Annotated in this window: 14 protein-coding genes; 11 read left to right on the forward strand and 3 right to left on the reverse strand. The window is 42.6% G+C overall.

The genetic code is table 11. The features are described from left to right. Positions 1-34: 34 nt before the first annotated feature. The 8 genes from ACTXGH_RS05550 to ACTXGH_RS05585 all read left to right on the forward strand — a co-directional run bounded on the left by ACTXGH_RS05550 (position 35) and on the right by ACTXGH_RS05585 (position 10,522). Positions 35-1,615, forward strand: coding sequence for a transcription antitermination factor NusB (locus ACTXGH_RS05550; protein ID WP_439296180.1), 1,581 nt, complete (start codon positions 35-37; stop codon positions 1,613-1,615). Between the two features lie 187 nt (positions 1,616-1,802). Then, the gene (gene thrC, locus ACTXGH_RS05555) at positions 1,803-3,224 is read left to right on the forward strand and encodes a threonine synthase (RefSeq protein ID WP_439296181.1); all 1,422 of its coding nucleotides are present in this window, start codon (positions 1,803-1,805) and stop codon (positions 3,222-3,224) included. A gap of 348 nt (positions 3,225-3,572) precedes the next feature. Continuing rightward, positions 3,573-4,670 carry a LysM peptidoglycan-binding domain-containing protein gene (locus tag ACTXGH_RS05560; protein WP_439296182.1) on the forward strand — a complete coding sequence of 366 codons (1,098 nt, stop codon included), beginning with the start codon at positions 3,573-3,575 and terminating at the stop codon, positions 4,668-4,670. A 35-nt stretch (positions 4,671-4,705) separates the two neighbouring features. Further along, a complete protein-coding gene (gene dprA / locus ACTXGH_RS05565; RefSeq protein WP_439296216.1) occupies positions 4,706-5,938 on the forward strand; it encodes a DNA-processing protein DprA in 1,233 nt (410 codons plus the stop codon). A gap of 158 nt (positions 5,939-6,096) precedes the next feature. Further along, on the forward strand, positions 6,097-6,744 hold the full coding sequence (locus ACTXGH_RS05570; RefSeq protein WP_439296183.1) for a Sua5/YciO/YrdC/YwlC family protein: 648 nt from the start codon (positions 6,097-6,099) through the stop codon (positions 6,742-6,744). 229 nt (positions 6,745-6,973) lie between these two features. Further along, positions 6,974-7,936, forward strand: coding sequence for a TIGR01777 family oxidoreductase (locus tag ACTXGH_RS05575; RefSeq protein WP_439296184.1), 963 nt, complete (start codon positions 6,974-6,976; stop codon positions 7,934-7,936). Positions 7,937-8,166: 230 nt separating this feature from the next. Beyond that, complete coding sequence (locus tag ACTXGH_RS05580; RefSeq protein ID WP_439296185.1) at positions 8,167-9,243, forward strand: metallophosphoesterase; 1,077 nt, start codon at positions 8,167-8,169, stop codon at positions 9,241-9,243. 151 nt (positions 9,244-9,394) lie between these two features. Then, positions 9,395-10,522 (forward strand): metallophosphoesterase, encoded by a 1,128-nt coding sequence (locus ACTXGH_RS05585; protein ID WP_439296186.1) that lies wholly within the window; start codon positions 9,395-9,397, stop codon positions 10,520-10,522. Here ACTXGH_RS05585 and ACTXGH_RS05590 read toward each other — a convergent pair. Further along, a complete protein-coding gene (locus ACTXGH_RS05590) occupies positions 10,499-11,929 on the reverse strand; it encodes an alpha/beta hydrolase (RefSeq protein ID WP_439296187.1) in 1,431 nt (476 codons plus the stop codon). The genes ACTXGH_RS05585 and ACTXGH_RS05590 overlap by 24 nt on opposite strands. A 320-nt stretch (positions 11,930-12,249) precedes the next feature. Between ACTXGH_RS05590 and grpE the strand changes: the two genes are divergently transcribed. Both grpE and dnaK read left to right on the forward strand, forming a co-directional pair. After that, positions 12,250-12,855, forward strand: coding sequence for a nucleotide exchange factor GrpE (grpE, locus tag ACTXGH_RS05595; protein ID WP_439263403.1), 606 nt, complete (start codon positions 12,250-12,252; stop codon positions 12,853-12,855). 282 nt (positions 12,856-13,137) lie between these two features. Beyond that, positions 13,138-15,078 (forward strand): molecular chaperone DnaK, encoded by a 1,941-nt coding sequence (gene dnaK, locus ACTXGH_RS05600; protein WP_439296188.1) that lies wholly within the window; start codon positions 13,138-13,140, stop codon positions 15,076-15,078. 184 nt (positions 15,079-15,262) lie between these two features. On the opposite strand, the gene ACTXGH_RS05605 is transcribed toward dnaK, so the two are convergent. Continuing rightward, a complete protein-coding gene (locus ACTXGH_RS05605) occupies positions 15,263-16,066 on the reverse strand; it encodes a methyltransferase domain-containing protein (RefSeq protein ID WP_439296189.1) in 804 nt (267 codons plus the stop codon). Positions 16,067-16,226: 160 nt separating this feature from the next. Further along, positions 16,227-17,459, reverse strand: coding sequence for an 8-amino-7-oxononanoate synthase (locus tag ACTXGH_RS05610; RefSeq protein WP_439296190.1), 1,233 nt, complete (start codon positions 17,457-17,459; stop codon positions 16,227-16,229). Positions 17,460-17,749: 290 nt separating this feature from the next. Here ACTXGH_RS05610 and ACTXGH_RS05615 point away from each other — a divergent pair, with 290 nt between their 5' ends. After that, positions 17,750-18,289, forward strand: coding sequence for a porin family protein (locus ACTXGH_RS05615; protein ID WP_439296191.1), 540 nt, complete (start codon positions 17,750-17,752; stop codon positions 18,287-18,289). The last annotated feature ends 64 nt before the right edge of the window (positions 18,290-18,353 follow it).

Below are 18,353 nucleotides of genomic sequence, written 5' to 3' on the forward strand. Positions count from 1 at the left end.
CAGACGCTCCAATGCGTATAGGATATGAATACTAATGAGACATAACGCAACTGCGTCTAAAAGCACTAACAACCACAATAAACCGTCCAGTAACCTTAAAATGACGGGTAGCGTGCGCGTACGCGTCATTCGCAGCTTACTTGCCATTCAACAGGGTCAGTCACTCTCAAGTGTGCTTGATCCCCTACTAAATAGCTTACACGACGGTGATAAAGGCTTTGCACATGCGTTATTATTGACCACGCTGCGTCAATGGCACGCACTTGCAAGGCTACTTGATAGCTTAGCTGACAATCCTATTGATGAGATTGAGGTGCGCACTGCTATTCAAGTGGGTCTTGTACAGCTGCTTTACTTAGAGGTAGCTGACCATGCTGCTATTCATGAAACGGTAGAGGCAACCAAAGAAATTGAATTTGCGCGGGCTTCTGGTCTTGTCAATGCGATCCTACGTAAAGTCGCCAAAAACACCAATAAATTCCGTAAAAAATGCGACAAGAACCACAGTTTGCCCAACTGGCTCGCTTATCAGCTTAAACAAGATTGGAGTGATGAGTATGCAGCGTTGACGCAAGGTTTACGCCAGCCTGCGCCGATGTTTTTACGGGTAAACTCAGGGATTAGCTCAGTAGAGGATTATCAACAAACATTGGATGGGGCAGAGATAGAAGCGGATTTGATTGAGCTAACCAGTGGTTTTAACTTAACGAGTTCGTCAGATACAGCCACGCCTACCACATTATCAACCAAAGGTCTTAGGCTACATCAAAGCACTGCAGTGAACGCTTTGCCTCATTTCGCTGAAGGTGCTGCCAGCGTACAAGATATGCATGCTCAACTTGCCGCGCCACTCATTCATACCGCTTTAATGAATAAAGTTAGTGCTGATAAGTCTAATACAGATATTGATTCAGACGCTGATAATAACCAGCTGCGCATTTTAGATGCTTGCGCTGCACCCGGTGGTAAGCTTGCTCATTGGTTAGAATTAATTAGCTTAAATGAGCCATCGTTGTTTCACGTGAAACAAGAGGATACTGAAACATCACCTGTGATTGGTGACATCAAGGCAACGGCTATCGATAACGAAGCGCCTCGTATCGAACGTATTTATGAAAACTTACAGCGCTTAAACTTACAACAGCAAGATTTAGAGCAAGCTGAAAAAAACATCGCGCTCAATATTGTCTGTGCGGACGCCACGACATGGCAAGGTGCTGGTAAGAAAAAGAGCAAGCTCGTATTTGACGCTATATTACTAGACTCACCTTGTACGGCTACGGGGGTGATTCGTCGTCATCCTGATATCAGTATCCTGCGTACGGAAGAAGACGTCGAGCAAACCGCACTGTTACAAGCGGATATCTTGCACAATCTGTGGCCACAACTTAAAGTCGGTGGCTATCTATTATATGTGACTTGCTCTATCTTAAAGCAAGAAAACGTTGAACAAATGCAAGAGTTCCTCACGCACTATAACAATGCGGTAGCGATTGAATTTACCGAGGATTGTAACTGGGGCATCGCTCAAGCGATCGGTCGTCAGTGTCTACCGATAGATAGCGCTAGCGGAGATGGTTTTTATTATGCATTGCTGCAAAAGACTGCTGAATAAAATACAATATTACAGAACCTCACTCTCAGCTTTATAGATTCATTAATATAAGCTGGTTTTTTTAGCTAAGCATAAACCTTTGCGTAAGCAAAATGCTTGGTTAAAAATACTAGACTGTGGCGATTCATAAGACATTGAGATTCAGGTACTAAAGACTAACTCTAGACATTTTAAGTAGGGATGCACTATGAAATATATCAGTACCCGTGGTCAGACAGCGCCGATGGATTTTAGTGATGTGCTATTGATGGGACTGGCACCAGACGGTGGCTTGATGTTACCTGAGCACTATCCAAATATTGACAATGCAACGCTTGATGAATGGCGCACGCTTAGCTATCCAGAGCTTGCGCTAGCAATTATGCAGCGCTTTGCCACAGATATTCCTATTGCCGATCTTAAAGATATTATTGAACGTACTTATACTGCTGAAGTATTTGGCTCTGATGAAATTGTGCCGGTCCGTAAGCTTGAGGATAATCTTTATATTTTAGGATTATCCAACGGTCCAACGCTTGCATTTAAAGATGTGGCGATGCAGTTTTTGGGTAATGCTTTTGAATATGTGCTTAAGAAAAAAGAGGCGCGTATTACCATTATTGGTGCAACCAGCGGTGACACGGGTAGTGCAGCAGAGTATGCGCTGCGCGGTAAAGAAAACATCGAAGTCTTTATGCTGTCACCACATGGCAAAATGAGTGAATTTCAGCGCGCGCAAATGTATAGCTTAACGGATGAAAATATCCATAATATCGCTATCGACGGTATGTTTGATGATTGCCAAGATATCGTTAAAGCCTTACAACAAGATGTAGAATTTAAAGCTGCTTACAACTTAGGCACGGTCAACTCCATTAACTGGGGTCGTATCTTGGCGCAGATTGTCTATTATTTTAAAGCTTACTTTGCAGTGACAAGTAGCAATGATGAACAGGTCAGCTTCAGTATTCCTTCGGGGAACTTTGGCAATGTTTGCGCAGGTCACATTGCTCGTGAGATGGGGCTACCAATAAGTCGTTTAATCGTCGCTACTAATGAAAACGATGTGTTAAATGACTTCTTTAATCAAGGGTCTTACCAGCCACGGGCGACTGATAAAACCTATGTGACTTCTAGCCCATCAATGGATATCTCTAAAGCATCAAACTTTGAGCGTTTTGTTTATCTATTACTAGAAAAAGACAGCGCTCGCGTCCATGAATTGTTTGAGGGCGTAAAGTCTGGCCAAGGTTTTGATTTATCAGATGTGTTAGAGGCTGTTAATACCCGTTATGGCTTCGCTGCAGGCAAGTCTACGCACGCTGACCGCCTGCAAACGATCAAATCTTTATATGAAACATATAGCGAATTGGTTGACCCACATACCGCTGATGGCATTAAAGTCGCTAAAGCGTTGCAGCAGGACGGTGAAATTATTATTTGTGCAGAAACGGCGTTGCCAGTCAAATTTGCAGATACGATCATTGAAGCTGTTGGTCAAATAGACATTGAGCGTCCTGCTCACACCGAAGGATTAGAAGAATTGCCGCAACATGTTATCGTTTTGGACAACAAAGCAGAGTTGGTCGCTAAACAGATTCGTCAACATGTAACGGCTGATTTGTCGTAGTTTTACCTTGTAGACATAAGCTTAAATATTTTGTTTCACGTGAAACTTTATATATATATTAATATAAGCCTTACTATCCACATATCGGATAGTGAGGCTTTTTTGTACTTAGCTTACCGATATAGTTAACCCTGATTATTGAAGTATTTTAGGACTGAACAGACTGTTGTGTGACTTAAATTTTTGTAAATAGATGTCTGGTTATATGCTATTGTGTATATAATTGTAATTTTAACTGTCTCATTACTTAATAAGCAATTCTAATAACTTGTTGGTTTCAATCTTGCAAGGATAAGTAATAAAACAAAATTCTATTTACGCTGTACTTTAAAATTTGTGGATACAATCATGAAAATGAGTCTAAACTCTATAGCAAAAGCGCTGATTGCTACTGCTTTTAGTGGTGCAATGCTGATGAATACTGCTCACGCTAATAACCCACCGCCAACTATCAAAGCCGATGCACCCAACCGCTATATCGTCAAAAAAGGCGATACATTGTGGGACATATCAGGTCGTTATCTAGATAGCCCATGGCGTTGGAAAGAGATTTGGGCCACCAATAAACAAATTAAAAATCCTAACCTAATCTATCCCAACGATGTGCTTATCTTATGTGTGATTCAAGGTAAGACGCTAATCGGTGTTGATACAGGTGAGGGCTGCGCAGGTATTGAAAGACAAGTAACAGGCAATGTAGTGGCTAATACCGTTGCAGTCACTTCGGTTGCCAATAGTATTCCGGCGATTCCACGTGCGGCGATCCAGCACTGGTTGGACAAGACAATTATCGTTAATCCAAAAGACTTTAATACCACCCCTTATGTATTAGCGTCCAAAAATCGTAACTTGATCACCGCTAGTGGCGATAAGATTTATACCAAAGGAATACCACTTATCGTTGGCCAACGCTACGGGGTGTATCGTGAAGGTGAGATGTATGTCGAACCTAGAACCCAAGAGGTCATTGGCCTTGAAGTGACGCAAGTAGCCACTGGCTTGGTAACGAGTGTTGAAGAGAACGGTGTGAGCAGCCTGCAATTGACGGACTCTTATGGCAAAGAAGTACGGGAAGGCGATCGCGTGTTTGTCGAATTAGACGACTCTATTCCGCCAGTATTCTATCCTGCGCCTGCCACGGTAAACCGTGGCGGATTGATCGTTCGAGTGATGGATTCAATCAGCTCTGCGGCGAAGGGTAGTGTGGTTGCAATCAACTTGGGTAGTAACCAAGGGGCTAAACCTGGTGATGTAATGACAGTCTATCGAAAAGGCCCTTTAGTACGCGATACTATGGACAATGACACTCCCGTACGCTTGCCAAGCGAGCCTGCTGGTATGGCGATGGTATTTAATACTTTTGATGATATTAGCTATGCTTATATTTTAAGCTCAGAGCTACCCCTGAATGTGGGCGATCAACTGTTGCCACCGCCTTATCTATAGGCATTTATACCATTATCTAAGAGTAAGCAGTCATGATGGAACATTCGCCTTCTTTATCAATTGAACAGCGTGCAATCTTAGCACTGTGGTATGAGGTGAATGCGTCATTATCTGCTTATCATAAACTTATGACGTTTTTTGGCGATGCGCAGCTTGCTTGGCAAGCGACGGTAGAAGCATGGCGTCAGTTGGGTATTCATCATACTCATCTCAAACGTCATGAGCAGCCAGATCAAACGCTCGCCAATATTGATAAAATTCAGCAGGCGTTGCTAGAAAAACGCTATAGTCTCTTATTCGCCGATCAGCCCGATTATCCCTCCCAGCTTTTACAGATATATGATCCACCGCCATTGCTGTTTTATCGAGGTAATAGTGCACGTTTGCATCAAGCTCAAATCGCTATCGTCGGTAGTCGAAAGCCGACAGCACATGCGCAAAAGATTACTTTTGACATTGCACAGTACTTAGCGCAAACAGGTTACGTCGTGACAAGCGGGCTTGCAATGGGTGTAGATAAGCGGGCACATCTAGGTGCACTGTCCCAAACAGACGTTGAACTTCAAGGCCGTACAATTGGTGTTATGGGTACAGGGATTGATGTGCATTATCCCAATCATCATGACAAATTGTTTGCTCAAATTATCGAGCAAGGTGGTTGTATTGTCAGTGAGTTACTGCCGCATACGCAGCCGCACAAACATACTTTTCCACGCCGCAACCGACTAGTCGCTGGACTGAGTTTGGCGACGATTGTGACCGAAGCTACCATTCAAAGTGGCTCCTTGATTACCGCGCGCCTAACCTCTGAGCAAGGCAAGCAAGTCTTTGCGATTCCAAGTCATATTGATAATAGTAATGCAGAAGGCTGTCATCATCTGATACGTGAAGGCGCAACGTTGATTTACCATCCTAAACAGGTCATAGAGGATGTCAATAGTCAGCTAGATTATGGTAGTCGCTCGCACAAAAGAGCCGCGAGAACCACATCAAATATCAGCCCCATTTTTCATTCGTCAGATCTAAACAGCCGCCTCGCTACCGCTACTCATCACTTGTCATCATCTACTCTTAAGTCTTCTGGTAACGCTATAAACGTCGCTGAACATTTACTAACGGTTTATGATCAACTTGACTGGCATGGACAGGATTTAGATGCATTGTTAGTAACCACCAAGATGGCCCCACCGCAGCTAATCGGCCAGTTGATGGAGCTTGAATTATTAGGGGTTATCAGTGTGCAAGGCGGGCGCTACTTACGCGTCTAAAACTATGTTTTAGTTACCTTAAAGTTCTTCTTTATTCCAATTATTGAGTATTTAAACCAAGAACAATTTTGGTAATTTCAAACTCTGCTATCCTAGTCTTTCTTTGTCATATGTTATTATGAGTGCTTAACCTCCTATCTCTTTGAAGCACTCAAGTCATGAAACAATCCGCGCCCTTTACTACTAATTCTGTCATTCAAGCTGCTGACTGGCTTAAAGAAGGAAAGCTACTTGCTTATCCAACAGAAAGCGTTTGGGGTATCGGCTGTGATCCATTTAACCAAATGGCAGTGCAGCAATTATTAGCTATGAAACAGCGGCCAATACACAAAGGGATGATTGTCGTCACTGACGATGTTCACCGTATAGCGCCATTGTTAGATGACCTAAACGACAGTCAACGTCAGACGGTCCTTGAGAGTTGGCGTATGCACCCAGAAGCTATCTTAAAGCAGGCGCATACTTGGTTATTACCCTTATCAAAACAGATTACTGTACCTATTCCGTCATGGATTACTGGAGAACACGATAGTGTGGCCGTACGTATTATCGCGCACCCTCTAGTCCAACAGCTATGTACGCAGATGGTTTCACCAGACAATCCTTACGGCTTTATTGTGTCGACAAGCTGTAACCCTTCAGGAAAACCTCCAGCCCTGACGTTAATTCAAGCACAAGCCTATTTTCTTAACGACAATGAACACAGTAATCTGGACCGACAAGTGCATTATCTAACAGGAGATACACTAGGCTATAAGTTGCCAAGCCAGATCGGAGATGCCTTGACAGGGAAAATAATCAGATAGTATATGAATAAAATACTGATGTTTTATCGGCGCTTTTCTACCAGCCAACTACCTATGACTTAATTACCTAAATTAAGTCTCTCTTATCCTATGCTTCTTTCTATGCGGCTGCCAAGTTGCATATTCTAAATCTGTACTTAAGTAGTTACTTCTACAATTATCCTATTGTTTTTGTAGCTTATTTTTTGTCACACTAATCATAGTGCTAAAAATAATTAGGGAGTAGGACATGAATATTTTGATCAGTGGTGGCTCAGGATTCTTAGGTAGTGCGTTTAGTCGTGAGCTTATGACACGTTACCGCGCACAAAATAAAGAGCTGCAGATTACTTGGCTTACTCGCGATAGCAGCCAAGCACACCCTGACGATATTGCTATGATGACTTATGATGAGCTTGCAGGGAGTGATAAAAGCTTTGATGTGATTCTCAATTTAGCAGGTGCTGGAATAGCAGACTCGCGCTGGAGTGATGAGCGCAAAGAAACACTGCTTGCCAGCCGTGTGAAGCCTACCGAGTCACTACTTGCGTTCATTGCACGTAGCAGCGCCAAACCTAAACTGCTAGTTAGTGGTTCAGCGATTGGCTGGTATGGCACGCAAGGCGATAAACCATTGACTGAAAGCAGTGGTTTTGAGACGGATTTTGCTCATAAATTGTGTGATGATTGGGAGCAATTAGCACTCAAAGCGACTGAACATGGCGTACCGGTGGCTATTGTGCGCACTGGTGTGGTGATTCATCCTGATGGCGGTATGCTGGGTAAGCTTTTAACACCTTTTAAAATGGGCGTCGGTGGACAATTAGGTGATGGCAAGCAAATAATGAGCTGGGTTAGTCGTGAAGACTGGGTGGGGGCTGCGATATTTATTATTGAAAAGTCTCTTGCTGATCCTGCGAACACTCAAATGATAAATAATAACTCGCTAAAAACCACAAATGATACGCCAGCGCTGGTGTATAACCTTACTGCGCCTAACCCTGTAACCAATCATACTTTTACTAAGGCGCTTGGATCATGGTTAGATCGTCCAACATTTTTTACGTTACCGGAGTTTTTACTAAAGCTGATGTTCGGTGAGATGTCGACACTACTCATTGATGGGCAAAAGGTATTGCCACAAGCATTGCAGGACGCAGGTTATGAGTTTAAACAGCCAACGTTCAAGCAGGCGTTAGAAGAGCAGAATTAATAGAACTTTGAAAGTTATAGAAAACGGTATGGTTTCATGTGAAACGCAGGTAATTCAAAAAGTTATTGAGTTATGTCTGTCAAAAATGACTAAAATAACTGACTAAATTGGACGTTTGAACACTATAGAGATATAAAAATCATGAAACCTCAATGAAATAAAATATCTGTATTCAGCGCGTAAGAAACTTGGCGTAAGATAGCTGCATCTTTATTTGATCAGATATTATTATGTGGTTTTTCTTTATTGTCGTTACCCAAATATTGGCGTCAACGACTAGTATCATTTTATGGTGGCTTATCAAGCCAAGACGTTCGATTCCAAAAAAAGCAATTATATCATCCGTTTTTATTATTAATAATGTGGCGCTCATTTATGGGCTTAGTGAGTTTTGGCGTGAGCGTTTTCATGTCTATTTAGTCGTCAGTATTTTACAAGGCTTTATGATCTATGCGGCGATAATTACCTCAGCTATTGCTCTGATATATTATAAGTTATTAAGAGGTCAGCGCCGACCTAAGCTCATACGTAGCTTCGGCATCATGACATATATTGGTATCGTAAGTTTAGCGGTGTTTAATGCTTACTCGCCAGTGGTACATCAGTTAACGGTTACGACAATCAAACCATTAGATGAGCCGGTAGATATTGCCTTAGTATCCGATACGCACTTAGGCAGATGGTTTGGCAATCGACAGATAGATAGGTTGGTCAATCTCATCGATGCTCAAGATGCCGACATGGTGGTGCTGGCAGGTGACGTGATGAATGATACTACCGTCTACTATGACAAAACCAACATGCATGAACATTTATCAAAACTACGCGCACCGCTTGGCGTATACGCGGTTTTAGGCAACCATGATTATTTAGGGTACGAAGAAGCAATCGCTGAAGCGGTAACCAATGCAGGTATCACCGTACTTGATAATGAGAGTGTGCTGCTTAATGACACGGTGTGGTTAGTCGGACGCTCGGATGATATGGATCCTACGCGTTTATCAGCCTCTGAATTACTGTCGAAGGTCGATACCGATAAGCCAACGGTGTTTTTGGAGCATCGCCCTACAGCGCTAGAAGAGATCGGCGATACACCTGTAGATTTGCATTTATCGGGGCATACGCATGGCGGGCAGATATTCCCGTTAACGCTATTAAAGCAGTGGTTTCAACCACTGGTACACGGCACCAAAAATATAAAGGATACGCAGTTTTTGGTATCTTCAGGCTATGGATTTGGTCCTGTACCATTTAGGTTGGGAACACGGTCTGAGATATGGATGATCAGGTTACAATCTGCCCTATAAACTGTTTAAGTAAATGACATAATGCCCATACTAAAAGCCTCTACTATATACAAGCATAGTAGGGGTTTTTTATACGCTACCAAACTTCCGCTTAAACTTTCTTTGTCTGGTCTAAATCTCTTTAAATACCAAAACTACTCCGGAATTACTCATGCGCTACGCATTTTTTATCACTATTTTTGTACTGTTGCAGCTTTTTAGTTTAGGAGCTGCATTAAGCTTACAGTGGTGGTTACAGCCTTTGATAAATCCTGCGCTACAAATTTCCATATGGATTGCTATATTTATCATTACCAATAGTTTGCTGCTACTGAGTGTAAAAAGGGTGTTTGCCAATAGCTATCGCTGGGTGAGTGGTTGGATGTTATTCATGCACTTTATGGTATTAACCGCGCTGCTGACCAGCCTGTTATACGGAGGGTATTGGTTAATAGTAACCTTTACTGACTACCGTGCTCTTAATCCTTCGGTAGTGGCAACAGGGTTGCGAGTACTTGCTCTGCTTATCTTTATTGGTCTATTTATTTATGCTTTATATAGCGCCTACATACCTGTTGTGCGTAAAAAAACGATTCATATTAATAAACCGATGGTAGGGCAATTACGTATCGCGGTCGCCAGTGATTTGCATATTGGTCGACTGTTTGGTAGCGGTGCAATAGATAGGCTGCGCCGCCTCGTCATCCAGTCTGAGGCAGATATATTGCTGATGCCAGGCGATATTATGGATGACAATACCGACGCATTTATTGCCTACGATATGCAGGCAAACTTAACTGAACTATGTGGCAGCCTGTCTTATGGGGTTTATGCGACGTTAGGCAATCATGATTTGTACGGACACGAGCAGCCTATTAGTCACTCGCTGCGTAGTGCTGGCGTGCATTTATTGAACGACGATGTGTACTGCCTGACGCACCAAGGACAGCCGATTTGGTTGGTTGGTCGTTTTGATAATCACAAACGTGAGCGCGTAGCGACACCAGAGTTACTGGGACAAGTCAATATAGATGAGCCTATTATATTACTAGACCATCGCCCTAGCGATATCGTTGAACATAGCCAGCTACCGATTGATTTACAAGTGTCAGGACATACTCATAATGGTCAAGTATTTCCTGCTAATTTTATCGTCAGTTCGATTAACCGTCTAGGTTACGGTTATGAAGCGATTGGTCGTGGACACTTTGTGGTGTCATCTGGCTATGGTTTTTGGGGTATTCCATTTCGCTTGGGTTCGCGCTCAGAGATTTGGTTAATCGCTCTTAGTGGTAAGTAGTTGGCGGACAAAGCTGGCAAACTTGTCAATAATACCAGCCGTCTCATGACCAACACCCTTATGAATACTCATTAAATGAATAAAACCGTGTGGCGCGCCCAGCACAGTGTAGGTCTTAGTTGCGATACGACTATCTTGTAATTGGTCAGCGTAAACGAGAGCCTCATCACGTAAGATATCTAGCTCAGCCGCCACAATGTAGCTAGGACACATATGCGCATTGTGACCATGCATGGGTGAAGTAAGCGGATGTGAGCCTGTCAAAGTACTATGTTGCATGTAGGCGGTGTCAAATACTTCGACATCATTGTAATCGAGCAATAACCCTTTACCGTATAAAGCCCAGCTAGGATAATTCGTCTCAATGTCGGTCACAGGATAGAGAGGCAGTTGGGCAAGTGGACAGGGCAAGTCTTGCAACTTATTAATCATGTCTTTTTCATCTAACCCTAAATTTAACCATTGCGTAGCGTCTGGCGCAGTGATCTGCTGGGCGACCAAGATGGCCAAGCAACCGCCAGCACTATCACCTGACAATACAATACGCGATGGCAATGCACCCAAGGTAGGGCAGTGCTCAGCTAGCCATTCATAAGCAGCCAGACAGTCTCTAAGAGCGGTCGGAGCAGCGTGCTCTGGCGCCAATCGATAGTCGACACTAACCACAGACCAGCCTGTTCGTCTGCAGACTGTATGACAAAACTCATGATGAGTATCAATATCGCCAATACAAAACCCGCCACCATGAAAGAACAACATAACTGTTTTGTCGATGTTCGTTTCATCATTACCTTGCTTATGCTGTTGGTAGCAACGCACCGTCATATCATCGCCGTCAGCGTTCGCTATTATGTCATCTTGCCAGCGCACCACTGCACCAGTTTTTGCCTTACCTTGTGTACGAGTTTTCGCGTTGTTTTTTGCGTTGATTTCTGCATTATCTTTAATCAGCGACTTTGATTGGTTATCGAACTGTTGCCAGACGTCTGGCGCTTGCATAGCGACTGCATCGGCTGCAAATTTGTGACGCAGTGTCGGCAAACTATCCAAGCTTAACGGACGTTTAAGCTTATTGTTTAACGCTATAATCAGGCGCATGTGAGTATCAGTATGTGGATATTTCTGAATATCTGCACCATTAACAAGTGCATTTAACTTATCAAGTAAGGGCGTTGGTAGATAGCCAAGACTTTTTAGCATGTGGTGTAAGGCATGCTTTTGATAGCGTGCTGGTAAATGGAGAGTATCGCTAGAGTGGCGATGGTTTAGACGACTAAATGACAGATGACTGTTATTTAGTAAGCCGCCTTTTGGCGCCTCACTGTTTGCTCGATTGCGCAGCACTTTTATAATAGTAGCAATGTTATTCACCAGTACATTGACAGATGGCGTTGGTAAAACAGGCATAGTATTCCTTAGCGAATTTAGTAAAAAGAAAAACAACTTATAGCAGGTAGCTTGGTTGTAGTTAACAAACCTATGATGTCACGCACCTGTTTGCTGCTGGTTTTTAACGTCCTTTACGCGAGTCTTTATCTATGAAAACTCATTATTTCATCAAAAGCCAAAAATTCATCTCATTTAGGCTTGAAATTTATGCTTAGGGTCTTTATCAAGCAGCTATCAGAATACAATTGTATTGAACGTTTATTTATAAGAAATCTAGATTTTACGGTTTTATTTTATATTAAGTTTAAGCACCATTACTAAAATCATAAGGAGCTATTATGACTGAACAAGCACCCAATCATGAGTTTGATACCAATGATCCAAAGGCGGCTCAGAGTAATATTGAGCGTGAAGAAAGCCTTTTAGAGGAAACCATGAACGAATTTGATCCAGAAAACAACTCAGGCGCAGAAAGTACGGTTAAAAACGATATTGATATCGATGCTTTTCATGCACGTATTGCTGAGCTTGAAGGCGAGGTAAAACAAGCCAAAGAAGGAACGGCTCGTGCCAATGCTGAAGCTTACAATGCGCAAAAGCGTATGGAGCAAGAAACTGATAAAAGTAAAAAATTCGCCCTACAAAAATTTGCCAAAGATCTACTAGAGATCGTCGATAATTTAGAGCGCGCTATTGAGAGCGCTACTGATAACGACCCAGTGACTGAAGGTGTGCAGTTGACTCATAAAGCGCTACTTGCGGTCCTTAATAGACATGGCGTAGAGGTGGTCGATCCACAAGGCGAAAAGTTCAATGCAGACTTTCATGAGGCAGTCGGTATAGATGCTGACGCTGAAGCGGACACCGTTGGTACAGTATTGCAAAAAGGCTATAGCTTGAATGGCCGTTTATTACGTCCAGCTATGGTACGTGTTGGTCAATAAGTGAAGTGAGAATGAGTGTAAGCCTTATTAGAAGTAAGGATATTCACAAAACTTCACACAAAACCAAGTTAATGTACTGTCATTGACTTGAAAAAACACAAACACAAACCGATATAAAGCAACAAGTGACCACTTAAGGTCTGATACTCAAGCTTAGTGGCTTATATTAATAACTTGGTCTATTACTAAAACCAGTAATATCGTCCAGTTGTTTAAAAGACTAGCGTGGGTAAGCAACAATCTTATAAACAGTAATTTAGAATAAATTTGGAGTAATTAATTATGGGTAAAGTAATTGGTATTGATTTAGGTACAACTAACTCATGTGTAGCCGTAATGGAAGGCGATTCGGTCAAAATTATCGAGAACGCTGAGGGTACACGTACAACGCCATCTATCGTCGCTTATAAAGATGACGAAACGCTTGTTGGTCAATCAGCCAAGCGTCAGGCAGTGACCAATCCAAGCAACACTTTGTTTGCAATCAAGCGTTTGATTGGTCGTCGTTTCGATGACAAAGTGGTGCAAAAAGACATCGGTATGGTGCCATACAAAATTGCTAAAGCAGATAATGGTGATGCTTGGGTCGAAGTGAACGGTAAAAAATTAGCGCCGCCACAGGTTTCTGCTGAAATCTTGAAAAAAATGAAAAAAACAGCAGAAGACTATCTTGGTGAGAGCGTGAGTGAAGCAGTTATTACTGTACCAGCTTACTTTAATGACTCACAGCGCCAAGCAACCAAAGATGCGGGTAAAATCGCTGGTCTTGACGTCAAGCGTATTATCAACGAGCCAACCGCCGCTGCACTTGCTTATGGTATGGATAAAAAACAAGGCGATAGCACCGTTGCTGTTTATGACTTGGGCGGTGGTACCTTTGACGTATCAATCATCGAAATCGCTGATGTCGATGGCGAGCAGCAGTTTGAAGTACTAGCGACCAATGGTGATACATTCCTTGGTGGTGAAGACTTTGACTCAGCCTTGATTGAATACCTAGTTGCTGAATTCAAAAAAGAGCAAGACGTGAACCTAAAAGGTGACTCTCTTGCAATGCAGCGTCTAAAAGAAGCGGCAGAGAAAGCAAAAATTGAACTATCAAGTGCGCAAAGCACTGAAGTGAACTTGCCATACATTACTGCTGATAGCAGCGGTCCTAAGCATTTGGTAGTGACCATCAGTCGCTCAAAACTTGAAAGCCTAACTGAAGAGCTGGTTCAGCGTACCATGGGTCCTTGTAAGATTTCTCTTGAAGATGCCGGCATCAAAATTAGCGATATCGACGATGTAATCTTAGTCGGTGGTCAGACACGTATGCCACTAGTACAGAAAAAAGTACAAGAGTTCTTTGGTCAAGAGCCACGTAAAGATGTTAACCCTGACGAAGCGGTAGCTGCAGGTGCTGCTATTCAAGGTGCCGTATTGTCTGGCGACAAAACTGACGTCCTATTACTTGATGTGACACCATTGACACTTGGTATCGAAACGATGGGCGGTGTGATGACGCCAATCATTGAGAAGAACACGATGATTCCGACTAAGAAATCACAAGTATTCTCAACAGCTGAAGACAATCAGCCAGCAGTAACGATTCAGGTCTATCAAGGTGAGCGTAAAATCGCTAATCAAAACAAACAGCTTGGCCGTTTTGATTTAACAGACATTCCACCAGCACCACGTGGTTTGCCGCAAATCGAAGTTACCTTTGATATCAACGCCGACGGTATCATGAATATCTCAGCGACTGATAAAGGTACTGGTAAAGCACAAAGTATTCAGATCAAAGCGGATTCTGGTTTGTCTGATGAAGAAGTCGAACAAATGGTACAAGACGCAGAAGCAAATGCTGCTGAAGACGAGAAGTTTGCCAACTTGGCACAAGTACGTAATGAAGCTGATGGTCGTATCCATGCGGTTCAAAAAGCATTGAAAGAAGCAGAAGATAAAGTCACTGACGAAGAAAAATCATCAGTAGAAGCGGCTATCTCTGAGCTTGAAACGGCGACCAAAGAAGATGATCATGATGACATCAAAGCCAAGCTTGAAGCGTTAGACAATGCTTTCTTGCCAATCAGCCAAAAGATCTACGGTGAGGCTGGCGCAGGTGCAGAAGGTATGGACCCAGGTCAGTTCCAGCAAGAAACTGAATCAGCGGATGCAAGCCAAGCTAATGATGATGTAGTCGATGCTGAGTTTACTGAAGTAGACGAAGACAAAAAATAATACCAAACCCAAAAACTCGCTTAGTCTACTCAATGTAGTACTTATGCTCGTTATCTTTGCTATTCAAGTTTTTGAAAATGGTAGAATCGATACAAATTGATAAATCGTTAAATGAAAAAACGCATCCTTCGGGGTGCGTTTTTTTATGACCATGATTTTAGTGTTACTACTGTATATTATAAGGTTATGGTCTAAAAGCGCTCACTATCAGTACTTCATAAGTCAAGCTGACACAAGGCTGGCCCTCTTCATTTGTTGCCGAAAAATGCTGCCAATAGTCTCGCTCAAATTGTTGCAAACGCGCTTTTGTCCACTTAAAAGGTTGAGCGTTGACTGATTGCGTTTGGTTGGTCGACACTCCTGTCAGTTTCATGTGTTTTAATACTGCATAAGGGGTTGTAAACAGTAGATCAAAACGCTGAGTTGATAGTACGACTCTCTCAAAGCCAGCATGAGTTAATGCTAGCTGCCACTTGCTCGTTTCTGGATAGTGAAGCCCTTGGTTGGTGAGCGTCTTGATTTGCAAAAAGTTATTGGCGGTAAAAGTGCTAAATAGTAGCTGGCCACCAGCTTTTAATCGAGGTGCCGATTGCATGACAAAGCTCAGTGGATTATCAAACCATTGCACCGCATTGGCACTCACTATCAAGCTATGATCTCCTTTAAAGTCTAAGGTTTCGGCATCGCCAATGACTATCTGAGCATCAGGAAGGATGGATTGCAAGGTAGCTGTCTGCTCAGTACATAACTCGTTGATCAGCCAATGCTTGCTTTGAATGTGGGCAGCTAGTAGGCGTGTCATTTGACCAGTACCTGCGCCAATTTCTAATACACTGTCTTGTTTATCATAAGCAATATTAGCCAATAAAGATTGACATGCTTGCTGCTGAATATGGGCGTGCTGGTCATAGTCACTCGCACTAGCAAAATGGCGTGCGATGGTTTGTTTTCTGCTGCTAAAACGAGAAGGCGTGGCAAGTATTTCCATATGGCTTAGTACATCCAATTAAGTCGATTATTATTTTATATATCGTTAATATCATAAAAGACAGATATGGTTTGAGCATACTTTTACTCAATTTTCTTCTTACTAAGTTATCTTGAACCAACTAGAGTAAAATATCTGCCAAACCTCAGTATCTCCTAAATCATAATTGTTGTATCAACTGCTCACAATCCTCGGTTGTCAGTTTGGCATTCATAACCAGACGAATACGAGCGGTGTTGGCAGGAACCGTAGGCGGTCTGATAGGCAGCGCATAAAATCCTGCTGTTTGTAGCTGCTGTGCTTTGGCAATCGTGCGCGCATTGTCCCCTAATATGTAAGGCACAATAGGTGACTCATAGGTTACATTTTGACGGATAGGCGCTGTTTGCTGTGACTGATTGATGGCTTTGCTAATTTTTGTAGATAACTGTGCCAAGTGGCTGCGTTGGTCATTAAGTGTTGGCATTTTTGCTAAAATAAAGCGTGTCCATGCATGGTTGATTGGGGGTAGGGCGGTGCTAAATATTAGAGGACGCATATGGTTGATCAGCCATTGTTTGACAATATCATCACACATAATATAAGCCCCAACTGAGGCAAAGGCTTTGCCAAAGGTACCAACCAAGTAATCAATGTCCGCCAACGTCTGTGTCTCTTCTGCTAGCCCTAAGCCCGTCTCACCTAACACACCGATAGCGTGCGCCTCATCGACATATAGCTCAATGCGCGCATCTTTAGCCTTTAATTGTACCAACTGAGGCAAATCCGCACGGTCACCATCCATACTAAAAACGCTTTCAGTAACGATAATAATGCGCTCAACGGTAGGTCCTGCTTGTTCAATGAATTTGGCCAAATGTTCATAATCGTTATGACGGTAGCGGCGATAGCTGACAAGTTTGTTTTGACTTAAACGTAGACCGTCAATGATGCTCGCGTGTACCAGTTTGTCTGCCAACACAAGCGTGTTGACGGGTAGAGTGGTCAATGCTGGCAAGATCCCAATATTGGCATGATAACCACTGTTCAATACCAATACAGACTTTGGAGTGGGCATATCTTGGCGACACACGGCAGTGTGATACCATTCTTGCATTTCAGACTCTAACGCTTGTAACTGGGTATCATTTCCCGTGAGTAACCGTGATGAAGTCGCACTCATCTTAGGCAGTTGTACTGCTGACAGCGCTTCTAATTGACTAAAAAATTCAGCTTGCAACTCACCATCACTGCCCAACCCAAGATAGTCATTACTGGCAATATTAAGCAGAGTATGACCATTATGCACAACGTAGCGTCCCCGATGCTCTAGGTTTGGCAAATGTCGATATTGCTGTTGAGACTTCAAATGCGTTAGTGTGTCACGCAATTGCTCTATGATAGAACTTGTCATATACGGTTGTTCCTTTGCTCTGCCTCTGATTTTCCGGCTTTTTATTTAAGTAATGAGTAAGAATTATTGCACAAAAACGTTAGTTGTAACAAAAAATTTCATATAACAGGATTTGTAACCCATTTGATGACAAACACTTTCAAATCTTAACTCTCGTACCGTTAAACACTGACAGAGTGTAAGAAATAGTTTGTTACTATATCTTCATCGTTAGCAAACAAGGCGATATGGCTATAACAGCCAACACTAATAACTAACTTGTTTGTCAATTTTGTTCGAAGGAGATAATAATGAAAACCTTACAAAAAACATTACTTGCACTAGCAGCTGGTTCTTTATTAAGCGTAAGTGCACAAGCTGCCGTGTCGTATGGCAATGGCTATACTGGCCAACCGTATGTCGGTGTGAAAGTTGGTCAATTTGATCTAGATGTTAATGGTGCTGATGATCCTACCGCGTATGGTGTCTACGGTGGTTACAACTTTGATCCTAATTTCGGTATTGAAGCTGAGTATGTAGGTTCAGACGATGCTGATTATAGAAATGGTGACATTGATGCTAAAACCTATGGCGCCTATGGTACTTACCGCTATGCTTTCCCAAATACTGCCTTATATGCTAAAGGTAAAGTAGGTATTGCTAAAACAGAAGTAGAAGGCGATTATACAACTGCAGGAGTACGTCGTTCTTTCTCAGATGATGACACCAGTCTTGCAGGTGGCGTAGGTCTAGGCTATGCAATCAACCAAGATTTTAACGTTGAAGCTGAATATGCCGTCACTGGTAGTGATGCTGACCTTATGACAGTAGGCGCACATTTAAAATTCTAATGCATGCTTAAGTTACTACTATAAAAATAAAAAACGATCACTTTATGTGGTCGTTTTTTTTGGC

The organism is Psychrobacter sp. 1Y10 (assembly GCF_052259005.1).
GTDB classification, from domain to species: domain Bacteria; phylum Pseudomonadota; class Gammaproteobacteria; order Pseudomonadales; family Moraxellaceae; genus Psychrobacter; species Psychrobacter saeujeotis.

Coding starts and splice junctions, on each gene's coding strand:
- ACTXGH_RS05550 (WP_439296180.1), top strand. CDS start 35: ATGAGACATAACGCAACTGCGTCTAAAAGCACTAACAACCACAATAAA.
- thrC (WP_439296181.1), top strand. CDS start 1,803: ATGAAATATATCAGTACCCGTGGTCAGACAGCGCCGATGGATTTTAGT.
- ACTXGH_RS05560 (WP_439296182.1), top strand. CDS start 3,573: ATGAAAATGAGTCTAAACTCTATAGCAAAAGCGCTGATTGCTACTGCT.
- dprA (WP_439296216.1), top strand. CDS start 4,706: ATGGAACATTCGCCTTCTTTATCAATTGAACAGCGTGCAATCTTAGCA.
- ACTXGH_RS05570 (WP_439296183.1), top strand. CDS start 6,097: ATGAAACAATCCGCGCCCTTTACTACTAATTCTGTCATTCAAGCTGCT.
- ACTXGH_RS05575 (WP_439296184.1), top strand. CDS start 6,974: ATGAATATTTTGATCAGTGGTGGCTCAGGATTCTTAGGTAGTGCGTTT.
- ACTXGH_RS05580 (WP_439296185.1), top strand. CDS start 8,167: ATGTGGTTTTTCTTTATTGTCGTTACCCAAATATTGGCGTCAACGACT.
- ACTXGH_RS05585 (WP_439296186.1), top strand. CDS start 9,395: ATGCGCTACGCATTTTTTATCACTATTTTTGTACTGTTGCAGCTTTTT.
- ACTXGH_RS05590 (WP_439296187.1), bottom strand. CDS start 11,929: ATGCCTGTTTTACCAACGCCATCTGTCAATGTACTGGTGAATAACATT.
- grpE (WP_439263403.1), top strand. CDS start 12,250: ATGACTGAACAAGCACCCAATCATGAGTTTGATACCAATGATCCAAAG.
- dnaK (WP_439296188.1), top strand. CDS start 13,138: ATGGGTAAAGTAATTGGTATTGATTTAGGTACAACTAACTCATGTGTA.
- ACTXGH_RS05605 (WP_439296189.1), bottom strand. CDS start 16,066: ATGGAAATACTTGCCACGCCTTCTCGTTTTAGCAGCAGAAAACAAACC.
- ACTXGH_RS05610 (WP_439296190.1), bottom strand. CDS start 17,459: ATGACAAGTTCTATCATAGAGCAATTGCGTGACACACTAACGCATTTG.
- ACTXGH_RS05615 (WP_439296191.1), top strand. CDS start 17,750: ATGAAAACCTTACAAAAAACATTACTTGCACTAGCAGCTGGTTCTTTA.